At 68.4% G+C, this 13,199-nt stretch carries 6 protein-coding genes; 1 reads left to right on the forward strand and 5 read right to left on the reverse strand.

Going from position 1 to position 13,199, the window contains the following annotated elements:
• Window positions 1-7 precede the first annotated feature (7 nt).
• The 5 genes from ABH926_RS45805 to ABH926_RS45825 all read right to left on the reverse strand — a co-directional run bounded on the left by ABH926_RS45805 (window position 8) and on the right by ABH926_RS45825 (window position 11,976).
• Entirely contained in the window at window positions 8-4,375 is a 4,368-nt protein-coding gene (locus ABH926_RS45805; RefSeq protein ID WP_370373376.1) for a condensation domain-containing protein, read from the reverse strand.
• Window positions 4,372-7,692 carry an amino acid adenylation domain-containing protein gene (locus tag ABH926_RS45810; RefSeq protein ID WP_370373377.1) on the reverse strand — a complete coding sequence of 1,107 codons (3,321 nt, stop codon included), beginning with the start codon at window positions 7,690-7,692 and terminating at the stop codon, window positions 4,372-4,374. Before ABH926_RS45810 ends, ABH926_RS45805 begins: the two co-directional genes overlap by 4 nt.
• A complete protein-coding gene (locus ABH926_RS45815) occupies window positions 7,689-9,998 on the reverse strand; it encodes an amino acid adenylation domain-containing protein (RefSeq protein ID WP_370373379.1) in 2,310 nt (769 codons plus the stop codon). Before ABH926_RS45815 ends, ABH926_RS45810 begins: the two co-directional genes overlap by 4 nt.
• 92 nt (window positions 9,999-10,090) lie before the next feature.
• Complete coding sequence (locus tag ABH926_RS45820) at window positions 10,091-10,882, reverse strand: thioesterase II family protein (RefSeq protein ID WP_370373381.1); 792 nt, start codon at window positions 10,880-10,882, stop codon at window positions 10,091-10,093.
• The gene (locus ABH926_RS45825) at window positions 10,879-11,976 is read right to left on the reverse strand and encodes a thioesterase domain-containing protein (RefSeq protein WP_370373382.1); all 1,098 of its coding nucleotides are present in this window, start codon (window positions 11,974-11,976) and stop codon (window positions 10,879-10,881) included. The genes ABH926_RS45820 and ABH926_RS45825 overlap by 4 nt, the downstream gene beginning before the upstream one ends.
• A gap of 188 nt (window positions 11,977-12,164) precedes the next feature.
• On the opposite strand from ABH926_RS45825, the gene ABH926_RS45830 reads away from it, so the two are divergent.
• Window positions 12,165-13,148: a TauD/TfdA family dioxygenase gene (locus ABH926_RS45830; RefSeq protein ID WP_370373383.1), complete on the forward strand. Its 984-nt coding sequence runs from the start codon at window positions 12,165-12,167 to the stop codon at window positions 13,146-13,148.
• The last annotated feature ends 51 nt before the right edge of the window (window positions 13,149-13,199 follow it).

The raw sequence follows: 13,199 nt of genomic DNA on the forward strand, positions 1-13,199 counted from the left end.
GGTGGACTCAGGCTTCGACGTCGATGCCTTGGGCCGCGCACAGTTCCCGGATCTGTTCCCACAGTCCGCGGGGCGTGCGGAGCATGTCGACTATCTGGAAGTCGTCCGGGATGAGGAGGCCGTAGACCTCCTCGAGCGCGACGATGACGCTCACCGTTGCCATCGAGTTCAAGCCGAGATCGGCGAGTGGCCGGTCCGGGTCGAGTGGTCGTTCGCCCAGAGCCTCGAGGCCGTCGCGCAGAGCCTTCTCGAAGCGTTCGTCCCAGGGCGGCATGAGAGCCGACCCACAGCGCGGGCGTTCGGCGGTTTCCCGCAGCCGGGTGAGATCGACCGATCCGGTATCGGTAAGCGGCCATTCCTCCACGACGATCAGTTCGTCCGGAACGAACGACCGTGGTAGCCGACGCTCCGCCAGTGCTCTGTTCACCGTTTCCGGGTCGAGCACCGCGCCGGTCTCGAGGCGGATGAAGCCCAGGACTCGCGCCCTGTCCCCCGCAGCGTCCGGCGCTTCGATCACTCGGGCATCGCGGACCGCCGGTTCGGCGGCAAGCAGTTCCTCGGTGCGATGGACTCGGGGTGATCCGGCCAGCTCGAGCCGACCGTCCAGGGTGAGTCGCGCGGGCAGACCGGCAGGCGCTGTTCCGTCGACGGATAGTTCCCCCACCACCCCGAGGGGCAGTGCGTATCCGCGGTCGTCCTGGACCTGGAGGCGCAAGCCCGGCAAAGGGACGCCGTCCAGGGCGACAGGGCCGGTGGCGTCCTCCACATATACGGGATCGATTACCGTCACCGTCGATGTGCAGACCGTATCAAGCGTCTGCTCGGCGACCAACGGGCTGAGCTGGGCATGCGTCAGCATCTCCGTTGCCAGCAAGGTCCCGATCTCGGGTATGGAATCGGGCAACCCAGCGGCGGTCACGACGACCGAACCACCCGCCGTCAGCGGTGTCAGCAGCTCGATCAGGCCACGCATACTGTCTAGTGGGGAGCTGCACAGCCATGTGGAGTCGACGCCAGTTGCCGTGCCACGTGAGGTAAGTGCGGCGTGCAGCCGGTAGACCGCGCGAGACAGTCCTGAGTGCTGTGCATCCCCGTGTCTCAAGGCTTGAATGGCTTCGACCACTGCGGCGCCGTTTCGTGCGTTTGAGGGGACAGCGACGGAGTTCTTGTCGATCGCATCGACGAGTTGCGCGTAGGTGAGGGTCTCGGAGCCGCAGTGGACTGCGACCTTGTCCGGATGCAGCCGGGCGCGCTGAGCGAGCGCCGCTAAGGCCGGCTGTGGTTCGTCCGGCATTTCGCCGGAGCGATCGAGGGCACGCAGCGCGACGCGCTCCGGAGAGGGGAGAACGGGACGGTCGGCGGCACCTTCGGGGCCGAGCGCCATCTCCTCCAGCACGGTGCGGTAGAGCGCGGCGAGCCGGGCGGCGGCTGTACGGCTGAGCCGGTGGTTCGTGGTGTTGAATTTCAGGAACCCTATGAAGCTGAACACATGCAGGGCGAACTCGTTCTCGTTGTCGTTGAGCGTCGCCTCCTCGTCGACCAGATCCCAGTCGACTTGGTGGAAGTCGAGATAGTTGTAGAAGACCTCGAAGAGCCGTCCGCCGTGACCGTGCTCCTGCTGGATCAGCTGCATCGGGTATGCCCGGTGCGGCCAGAGCTCGGTCAGACGGTCGTACACGGCCCGGACAAGCCCGCCCCAACTGTGCGTGCCCGTCGGCATCGCAAAAGGCAGGGTATTGAGATACATGCCGAGGACCCGTTCGGCGCCGGCGACCTCCGGGCGCGCGTCGCACACGAGCCCGCTGTAGAACTCCTCGGTGCCCGCGAGCATGGACATGACCTTCATGTGCGCGGCCAGGAGCACCGCCTTGAGCGAGGTCCGGGTCTCGGCGGCCAGCCGCCGCAGGTCGCCCTCGAGGTCCTTGTAGTCCACCAGGCACTGGTAGCGGTCGCGCGGCCGCGCGCGCTCGTCCTGCCAGGCAACCGGTACCGCGACGACGTCGCGGCCCTGGATCATCGAGCACCAAAAGTCGCGATGCTCGTCCGACTCGCGCGCTGCGGCCTCCGCGGCGACGTAGTCCGCGTACCGGAACGCGATCGGCTCCGGCTCGACGGGAGTCTCGCCCGTGCGCAGTGCGCGGTACCCGCCGAGAATCTCCATCAGCATCGTGTGGAAGCTCCAACCCTCGAGGATGGGATGGAACTCGGTAAGCGTGATGCACCAGTCGCGGGTATTCACAGCCGTGTGCGCGTGTAAGCGAATGAGCGGCGGCCGCGCCATGTCGATCGCGGTACTCCGCTCCAGAGCGGCGTGCTCCACCAGCCGCGGACGCCAGCCGTCCGCGCCGAGGGTGCCGTGCTCGGTCAGCTCGACGGTGATCGGCGCGGCGCGGTGGACGACCTGAAGCGGAACGGAGTAGCCGGTCAGGTCGAAACTGGTCCGTAGGATCTCGTGCCGGTCCACGACGAGTTGCGCAGCCTTCTGGAGGATCTGGGCGTCGAGTCCGGCTTCGTCCCGGATCAGATAGGAAGTCGAGTCCTGATACGCCAGAATGCCGGGACGGTTGCGCAGCTCGATGATCATGCCGAGCTGCATGGCTGCCAGCGGGTAAGCATCGACCGCGTCGGCGGGCAACGCGGCGCGGTCCGCCGGTTCGAGCAGCTCGAACGGAGCCACGAGGGCACGTCGCGGCAACGCCCCCGCCGGAGCCGCCTTCTCCTGCCGATCGGCGCACAGCCTCGCAAGGTCGGCGACAGTCTGATGGGCGAAGATGTCCGCGGCCGAGACCTCATAGCCAGCGGCGCGCAGCCGGCCGGCCAGCGCCACGGCCCGCAACGAGTCGCCGCCCACATCGAAGAAGTTGTCGTACGCACCGATTGCCGGGTTCTCGAGGACTTCCTTCCAGCTTCCGAGCACGACCGCGATGAGCGATGCCGAGGCCTCGCAATCGGGCGTCGCCTCCCGGTCCGCCGTAGCAGGTAGGACACCGGACCCCGGGACCGGGCTCGACGCCGGCACGGAGGGGATCGGCGAAGAGGAGTCGGAGACCAGGGTTTCCAGCAACGCTGCCGCTTCCACCGCCCAGGAGCGCGCCGTCTCCTCATCGATCAACGAGCTGGCGTACTCGAGGTGGGCTGACAGGCGCCGACCAGCGTCCTCGGACACGTGCAGTGTGAGGTCGAACTTCGCCTCAGGCGCGACGAAGGTTCCGATCCTGTCGGCCTGCAAGCCCGCCAGCCGGATCCCGGCTGCCTCGTCCACCCTCTCCATGTCGAACGCGACGCGGAACAGAGGATTGTCGCCGCCTCCCCGGGTGGGATTGAGATCCTCCACGACGCGCGCGAACGGTACGAAGCGATGGTCCATCGCGTCCAGGATTCGACCTCTCACCTGGCTGAGGATGTCAACGAAGCTGTCGCCGGACGCGTGCGTCGTCCTCGAGACCGCGGTGTTGACCAGGTTGCCCAGCAGGTCGTCGAGATCAGGGGTGCGGTGGGTGACTGGGAAGCCCACTGTCACATCCTCGCTGCCAGAGAGGCGGGAGAGCCACACGTGGTAGGCGGCGAGGAGCACCATGAACGGCGAGGCGCGGTGCGCTGTGGCCAAGGCGTGCACCGCGGCGGAGGTCTCCGGTCGGATCTCGAATTCGACCACGTCGCCGGTGCGCGGGGCGCCGGCGGCGGCGCGCACCGGCAGGACGAGCTCCTGCGTGCCGCTCAGCGCAGTGCGCCAATATTCCAGGTGTCGCTGCAGCGCCCCGCTTGCGCCACGTTCGTGTTCCCACAGTGCGTATTCGGCATATTGCCTGCGCGGTGTGGCGAGCCTGGCCGGATGCGCGGCGAGCTCGGCGGCGTAGAGCGTTTCGAGCTCTGCGGCGATGATCCGGAAGGCCACATCGTCGCAGGCGATGTGGTGGATGTTGATGACCAGCAAGTGGCTGTCGGGAGCCTCGCCGATGAGGCTGACTCGGATCGGCCAGTGCTCGACCAGGTCGAAGGGCCGGCTGCGTTCCCAGGCAGCGATCTGCAGCGCGCGCTGCGCGCGCCCTTCGGCCGGCTCCTCATCGAGCGGGATCAGCCGGAATTCGATCGGGCCAGGCTCGTCGATGATCTGCTGGGGCTGGAATCCGTCGTGCCGGTAGCGGGTACGCAGCACCTCGTGCCGCCGGGCAAGCCCGTCGAAAGCCCGGCGCAGCACCTCGGCGTCGAGCGGCCCGGTGAGTCGATGGGTCCAGGTCATGAGATAGGCCTGGCTGGTCGGCGCGACCTGGTTAAGGAGCCACATCTGCTCTTGGCTGGAGGACAACGGCAGCGTGGCCGCCGTATGCGACCCGCCCGTCGGAGCCATGGCGAGACCGTTCGCCGTGGAGTTCATGCGGTGCTCCCCGTCAGCTCGGTGCGAAGCCGTGCGACCTCGCGGGCCAGGTCTCGTGCGGTCGGCGCGTCGAAGAACACACGCATCGAGACCTCCACGCCGTGGTCGTTCTGCACCCGCCACAGCAGCCTGGCCGCGAGTAGCGAGGTGCCGCCGCAGGCCATGAAGTCCTCGTCGAGACCGATCGTCGTGTTCTCCAACAGTTCGCCCATGGCATCGGCGATCGATGCCTCGAGCTGACCGTTCTCAGTGTCTGGCTCCGCCGCGCCGATCTTCAGTGCGGGGTTGGCCGCGAATCGCTCCGCGAGTTCGTGTAGCTGTTCGGCCAGCGCGCTCGCGACGGTGCGGTCGTAGAGGTCTGTGGAGTACTCGATGAAGCCTCCGTAGTCCCCGTCGTGGCACGGCCACACCGTGAGCGCGAGATCGGTTCTCGCCGTGTGCACCGCTTGTCCGAGCAGTTCGAGGTCGCGGGCACGCGGGATCTGCCCGGCGCCGTCGTCTATTAGGGTGAACAGGGTCTGGAACAGGGAGTCACGCGGCCGTTCCCGGTCACGGGCAACTGCGTCCATGACCGCCTCGAACGGTAGTTCGGAGCGTGCGAAGGCCTCACGTGCCGTGTATTCGACCCGCTCGAGCGCCTCTCGGAAGCTCAGACCCGAGGACAGCCTAGGACGCAGGAGGATCGTGTTCACGAAGGGTCCGACGACGCGGTCGACCTCGGGCCTGTCCCTGCCGGCATGCGGTACGGCCACCGCGAAGTCCCACTGCCCCGCAGCGCGTGCCAGCGCGGTCGCCCACAGGGCAAGGAAGACAGAGTTCGGGCTCGCGGCTCGACGTCGGCCCAGCGCGCAGAGCGCGTCTGCGCAGTGAGCCGGAATCTTCACAAGAACGCTGCCACCGTCGGCTGAGCGCGACCCTGAGGGCTCACGGCGGCCGGGTAGTGCGAGCGCAGGCAGCTTTGGCAGAGCGGCCCGCCAGAACTCCAACTGCTCGGCCGTCCGCTTGCCGGTCAACCGGGCCCGCTGGTCCACGGCGGCCTCGACGAAGCGGACCGGGATCTGCGGAAGGACCGCGGGCCGTTGCTCCTGACCGGCTGCGATCAGCTCTCGAAGTTCCTCATCGAGCAGCCTTGAGGACCATCCGTCGCAGATGATGTGGTGACAGGCGATGGCGAGGAGTTGTTCGCCGGCGCCGTGCCCGATCAGCACGGCGCGCAGCAGTGGGGCTGAGGACAGGTCGAAACCCTCGTCAAAGAGCTCTGCCAGGGTCCCAGCCGCCTCCTCCGGCACGCGCTCGACGCGCTGTAGACTCCAGCCGAGTTGGTCCACGGTCCGGACGTTCGCAAACAGCCCGGAATCGTCCATGCCGAAGCCGGTGCGCAGGATCTCGTGGCGCTCGATCAACCGCGTCATCGCGCCCTCGACAAGGTCTGCGGGCACCGAGGCGGGCAGCCAGATCAGGATCGGAAGCAGGTATTCGCGGCTACGGGGGTTCGTCCGATCGAGGACCCAGAACCGTTCCTGGGTCGAGGACAGGGGCAGCCGCGCGTCCGGCGCCAGCGGCGCGATCGGCACCGCCTCGGACGCCTTGCGAAGGATCAGCGCCTGATCGCGCACGGTCGGCCGGCGATGCAGGTCGCGCGGTTCGATGGTCAGTCCGGACGTCTCCGTGAGCTGCGCGGCGAGCCGGAAAAGCTGGAGGGAGTGACCACCGAGGTGGAAGAAGTCGTCGTCCAAGCCCATCTCCTGCGGACCGAGGACACCGCGCCAGGCCTCAAGGACGATGCGCTGCTCGCTCGTGAGCGCTTCGCTGCCGGGCATGGGACGCGAGAAGTCGGGCTCGGGCAGTCGCGCGCGGTCCGTCTTGCCGTTGGGCATGCGCGGCAGCGCGTCCAGTTCGCTGATGACGGCTGGCACGTACGAGGAGGGCAGCCGCTCGTGCAGGAATGCGGTCAGTTCGCTGGTCGGGGTCAGGTCGGAGGTAACGACCCAAGCCGCCAGGCGCCGGGCGCCGTCCGGGCCGTCCAGCGCGCGCACGGCTGCCTCGCGCACGGCCGGGTGCGCTTCCAGGACCGCCTCGATCTCGCCGGGCTCGATCCGGATCCCGTTGATCTTCACCTGGTCGTCGGCGCGGCCGACGAACTCGATCGTGCCGTCCGGTAGCTCGCGCACGAGATCGCCGGAGCGGTACATGCGCGAGCCGGGAGGTCCGCCGGGGTCGGGTAGGAAGCGTTCCGCGGTCAGTGCTGGCTCGCTTTGGTAGCCCCGGCCGACACCGGGCCCGCACAGGTACATCTCCCGCAGATCGAACTCCGGGCTCTGGTCGGTCGGCATCAGCAGCACTCTGGCGTTGTCGATCGGCCGGCCTATCGGGACCGGGCCGGTACTCTGCACCGGATCGACTCGGCCTGCCAGTGTGTCGATCGAGCACTCAGTCGGGCCGTAGGTGTTCCACAGCTCCACTTCGATTCGAGCGAGAACCCGGCGGCACAGCTCAGCGTGCAAGGGCTCCCCGGCCGAGCAGATCAGCCGAAGGCTCGTGCACTCGGAGAAGCCGGGCTCGGCCGCGAGTAGTCGGAGCATGCTCGGCACGACCTGAAGCACCGTGGCACCACGTTCCCGAATCGAGGCGACCAGTTCGCCGGGATCGCGCCCGGCACCCGGCCGGCCGAAGGCCACCGCCCCTCCGTAGACGAGCGGAGCCAGTACCTCCCAGCCTGCGGCGTCGAAGGTCAGCGGAGTCTTCTGGAGCACTCGGTCACGGTCGGTGAGTCTCAGGGCCCGTATCCCCCACAGCACCCGGTTCGCGATGCCCTCGTGCTCGACCACGACACCTTTGGGTGCACCCGTGGACCCGGAGGTGAAGATCATGTAAGCGGCCTGCCGACTCGCCGCCTGGCGCCGCGGTTCGCGCTCCTCGCCCGCGGCCGTGAGCTCGGCGACCGAGTGCACCGCCGCCGACTCCCTGAGCCCGCTCGCCTTGAGCGCCGCACCTTCGTCGATGACAACGATCTGAACCCCGGATGCCTCAACGACCTGGCGACGTCTAGCCGGGGGCGCCTCGAGCTCGAGCGGAACGTAGTAGCCTCCTGCCAGCCAGACGCCGAGCAGCGCGGCGACCATGTCAGGGCCCTGCGCTACGGACAAAGCGACGGCGGACTCCCGCCGCACGCCGAGGTCCGACAGCGACGCGCAGACGCGCAGCGCAGAGGGGACCAGCTCGCGGTAGGTGACCTCGCCGGCTGCGGAGACGACGGCCGACGCCTGCGGCGTGCGCCGCGCCTGGGACAAGATGAGCTCCGGCAGCAACGACGTCATCGGCTGCTCCCTGCAGGATCTGCTGCCGCGCGGCTCCGTGCGCTCAGCGGCCGGATATCGGTCCACACCTCGGCAATGTGCCGCAGGCACAGGTCCTTCGGACCCTCGAAGCCGGTCGGACGCCAACCGGCAGGCGGTTGCCGGGGCACGTCCCAGATCGAGTACTGGCCCTCGTCGTTCACCACGACTCGGTAGGTCTCCACGTCGGCTCGGGTCACCGGTACCTGCTTTCCTGAATTCGCCGTGGGAAGTGAGGAGCCGGGCGAGGCGCCGGCGGAGAGCCCGGACAACAGGGCCTCGGCGTCGACCTTCCCGTTCGCCGTCAAGGGGATACACGCCACGAGGTGGACCGCCTCGGGAAGCATGTGTTCGGGCAGCTGCGCGGCAAGCTCAGCACGCAGCTGCGCAGGATCGGGCGGGTTTTGCGCCGTCGGCACCACGAACGCCGCGAGCCGTGCACCTCGCGGCAACGGCCGGGCGAGTACGACGCTCTCCTCGACGCCCGGCAGGTGCTGCAGGACCGTGCGCACCTCGCCCGGCTCGACACGGTAGCCGCGGATCTTCACCTGGTGGTCGACGCGGCCGAGGAAATCAAGGTCGCCATCGGCGCTCCAGCAGCCGCGGTCCCCCGTGCGGTAGAGCCGTGCGCCCGCGGGTCCGTACGGGTCCGGAGGGAAGCGCTCCGCGGTGAGCGAGGGCGCACCGAGGTAGCCGTGCGCTACGCCCGCACCGCCGACGTAGATCTCGCCCACGACGCCGACCGGTACTGGTTCGAGCAGATCATCAAGCACGTACATGGTCGTGTTCGGAATCGGCGCACCGAGCGGGATCAGGCCTTCGCCGCGTATCCCGGTGACCTCTCGGCCCGAATTGCCGACGGTGATCTCGGTCGGTCCGTACTCGGTGGCCACACGCGTCCCGCCAGGCCCGGCAAGCCTGCTCCAGCGGTGTGCGAGGGAGACAGGGAAGGCGTCGCCGGCGGCGATCACCAGCCCGGCGAGGTCGCGGGCCTGGGCTGGCTCGAGCTCTGTACCAAGCAGGTTGAGATGGCCGGGGGTGATCTTGACGAAGCTGTACGGCCCACCCTCGACGAGCAGGGCGCCCAGGGCTGCTGGGTCAAGCGGATCGGGCAGGAGGTCGACGCACTGGCCGACGATGAGCGGGGTGAGCAGGCTGGGCACACCGAGGTCGAAGCCGATCGAGGTCAGGTGCGGGGAACCGCCGGTTCCGCGGCCGGCGTACTCCTGCGCGGTCCACAAGACATAGTTCGCCAGCCCGCCTTGATGGACCATGACACCCTTGGGAGTTCCGGTGGATCCGGAGGTATACATCACATAAGCGAGCGCGGCCGAGGCGAGGACGGTTGGCAGCGGCGTTTCGGGTTGCGCAGCGATGTCCGGCGCCGCTTCGTCGATAAGGACGAGGGCGGGCTCGCTGAGCCCCTCGGCGATCACTGCACGATGCTCTGACGAGGACACGATCAGCTTGCAATCGGCCGCCAGGGTCATCCGGTGCAGCCGCTGCAGTGGCATGTCGACGTCAAGCGGAAGGTAGTGTGCGCCGATCTTCCATACGGCCAGCAGTACCGGCAGCAGGTCCAGGCCCCGCCGCAGGCACACACCGACGGCCGTGTCGGGACGTACACCGCGCTGAATCAAGAGACGCGCGATCCGCGTGGAGTGTTCGTCGAGCTCCCGAAAAGTGAGTACTCGACCGCCTGCGCGCACCGCCGTGGCCTGCGGCGCTGATGCCGCCGAACGTTGGAAGAGCTCGAGCACTGTGACCGATCCGCGGGGGACGGAGGGGCCGCGTGCCCAGTCTTCGAGCACGGCATGGCGCTCGGCCGCAGGCAGGACAGCGCTCCGCGCATCGCCGTCGGCTCCAGCAGCCATCGCTTCGAGCACGCTCCGGTGCAGTGCGGCGATCCGGTCCACAGCCCCCTCACCGAGGCGTGCATCGGAGCGCACGAACAGGCTGTCCGCGTTCGCCTCGACGCTCAGGGCGCTCGGCCAAACAGTTGGCACGCCCGATGCGTTGAACAACACCTGGACTTCGCCGTCGGGCACGAGGCCATCGGGCGATCGGCCATGAACCGATCGACGTACGTGGTCGACGAGTTCTCGCCAAGTGCCGGCAGAGCGCGGCGCCACGACGACGGTTCGGGGGTGGTCATCGCCCGGCCACAGGACGCTAGTGGTGAAGGCAGGTTCTCCGCTCAGCATCGCCAACACCTTCACGTGCGCGCAGAGCAGCACCTCGGTGAGTGTGGCGGGCGTCGGCTCATCAAAGGCTTCGAGCTTCGCCAAGAGGTCTCCACAGGGCACCTCGATCCGGCCGCCCCCCGACGTATTTTCGGCCGCGCACAGCCACGCACTGGGCAGCACGAACACCGGCGCGTTCACACCGCACCGCCGACGAGCCGTTCGGCTATCAGCCCGATTTCGACTCCCGCCTCGGCGAGGATGAAGTGCGGGCCGTCTAGAAGGCGCAAGGAGAAGCGTCCCGTGGTCTCGGCGGACCATGCGGCCATGGATTCGGGGGAAACGAATTCGTCGCGCCGTCCGCCCAAGACGGTCAAGGGGATCTCAAGAGCCGGTCCCGGCGAGTAGGAGAGCGTCTCCACGGCCTGGTAGTCCGCACGGAGAATGCGCTCGTACATGGACATCAGTTGCGGATCATCCAGTACCTGCGGCGCCATGCCGCCGTACGCGACCACCCGCTCGAGCAGGGTCGCGCCCCCGAGCCGATGCAGCGGGGGGTCTTCGAGTTTGCGGACCTTCGGACCCTCAGCCGAGCTGAGCACGAGTTCGACTGGCTCAGGTCCGGCCACTGCCCTGAGCATGCGAGCGTATTCGTAGGCGAGCACACTGCCGGAGCAGTGACCCACGATCACGAAAGGAACCTCGAGCAGCGGCTCGAGATCCGGCGCGAGGGCTTCGAGCAGCACATGGCCATTCGTGGCCAAGGGCTCGGTAACGCGGTTCTCCCGACCAGGCGCGCGCACCGCGTAGAGATCGACCTCGGGCGGAAGGTGACTGATCCACGTCCGGAACACTGCGGCGCCGGCACCGACGTGCGGGAAACAGATCAGCCGCAGGCGCGGTCGCGGTTCGGACCTGAGCCGGGCCACGGCCCGGCTCAGCGCGGCGCCATGACGTTCGGCGCTCGTAGCAATCGGGGCGGAGCTCATGTGTCGAGCACCTTCCTCATCGTCTCGGCGAGGCGCGAGTCTCGGAGCACGGGCAGCGGGCACTCGAGTCCGTAGTCGAGGTGATGGGCCTCGAGCGGCTGCCCCGCGCAAGTCCACGACCGCTCGGCGGCGTGCGGTTCGCGCGAACCTGTGACCAGGAGTCCCGGCCCGTCGTAAGGCGGATACGTGTAGCCGAACGCGGCTGGGGCGATTGTTGATCTGAGCCGCTGCAGCCGGGGCAGATCCTCGGGAAGTACGGTGTCGTCGAGCCACCCGGCCGCGCGCATCCTCGCGTGGACCTCGGCCGGGCTCTCGTCCCCGGTGAGCGCGAAGCGTCCAGCCACCAATCCCAGCTGCACATCTGGCGACTCGATCTGCGAGATGCCGTGTGCTTCGGGCGGGGCGATGAGCACCAGCAGTGCCACCTCGGCTCGGAGTTCGCGCAACCGCCGGGCAAGTTCGTAGGCGACGGGAGCGCCGAGGTCGAAGCCGACCAGCCGATATGGGCCGCGCGGTCGCCGAGCGCGAAGCTCGGGCAGGAGCCGGTCAGCGAGCTCGGCCACCGTGGCCGAACCGGCGCGAAGCCTGAGGTCGTGGATTGAGCCGCCAGGTGTCCAATCAGCGACGGCATCGTACTCGGCCTCCATATAACGGTCCGAATGCACGAAGAAGAGGAGATCCCGCGACGGCGAGGCGCTCGCATAGCCGGCTGTCGTTCGCTGCACGGTGGGACCTTCGCTGAGGACGTCCTCGGCGGCGCTGGCGGACGCAAGTAGTCGGGCGGCGAGTCTCGCGCATTCGGACGGGTCCCGGGGCAGGACCAGATGTTCGGCCACCCTCGCCGGGGTCAGCAGCCCAAAGGCGGCGGAGCTTCGCAGCGGCAGGCCTCGATCCTGCGCCGCGGCGACGATCTCGATCAGTGAGACTGAGTCGCCGCCTGCGTCGTAGAAGTCGATATACGGGTCCGTGATCGGATACCCGAGCTGCGAGCTCCACAGCTCGCGCACCAAGTCCTCGACGACGCGGCACGTCAGCGCGGAGGGCGGAGTGACCCGGTCGATGTCCGGGTTCGATGTGTGCACGGCTTGCTCCATCCCCATCCCTGGTCCGCAGCCTGGCTGCCAGCTTCCTGGTTCGCCGGGCACGCTGCCAGGCAGTGGACAGGCAAGTTCTGCAGCCCGAATTGCCGGTGGGCTGCCTGGAGATCGCCCCGGCGCCACGCCAATAATTTTGTCCGCATCAGCAGACGAATCCGCTGCCGACAACAGGAAGGCCAGCCATCGTGACCTCCACCGCGCCGGAGACGAGCAGCGCGTGCGCCACGGATGCCGTGGAGATCGAGCTCGATCCGGTGGAACGGGCCGAGTTGCTCGCCCTGGTGTCCCGGATCGCTCCGGGCTCGGTGGACGACCCGCGCTGGCAGGAGCAGTGCCGCGCGGCCGGTGCGCTTCCGCAGCGCATCGGCGCCCTGGTCCGCGCCTTCCGTCACGATCCCGGGCCAGAGGGCACCGCGTTCCTGGCCAAGCTGCCGCTCGGTGCGCCCGCGCTCCCGCCGACGCCGCGTGAGCCGGACTCGGCCGAGCCGCACTCGACCACGCCTGCCGTGCTGTCCCTGCTGCTCGGCAACGAGCTCGGTACGGTCGTGGCCTACCGCGATGAGAAGCGCGGGTCCCTGGTACAGAACGTCGTGCCGGTCCACTCACTGGCCGGCTCGCAGAGCAACGGCGGATCGGTCGAGCTGGAACTGCACACCGAGAACGCCTTCCACCCGCACCGGCCGGACTACGTGGGGCTTCTGTGCCTGCGTTCCGCCCACGAGGACCGGATCGGCACCCGAGTCGCCTCGATCCGACGCGCGTTGCCGCTGCTCAGCTCAACGGCTCGCGGACTCTTGCAGGAAGCCCGTTTCGTCACTGAAGCCCCACCGTCCTTCCGGGCCGTCGGCCGCTCTGAGCCGCGGCCGGTGTTGACCGGGGCGCCGGAGGATCCTGATGTCTGTGTGGACTTCAATGCCACAAGGGCTCTGGACAGACAGGCGGGGCTGGCGCTAGACCACCTGCGTGAGGCGTTGCTCGCCGTCTGCCGCGACCTCGTGCTGGACCCCGGTGACATGGTATTCGTAGACAATCGGATCGCCGTGCACGGCCGTGCGCCGTTCACCCCGCGGTACGACGGCTCCGACCGGTGGCTGCACCGCGTCTTCGTGCACCTCGATCACCGTCGCAGTCGGCCGCACCGGTCGGACAACGGCGTCGTCCTCGGCTGAGATGAGGGATATGCCTCGGGATTCGGCTCGCGCCGACCACGGTGGATCGCT

It is taken from the genome of Catenulispora sp. GP43, from assembly GCF_041260665.1.
GTDB lineage: Bacteria > Actinomycetota > Actinomycetes > Streptomycetales > Catenulisporaceae > Catenulispora.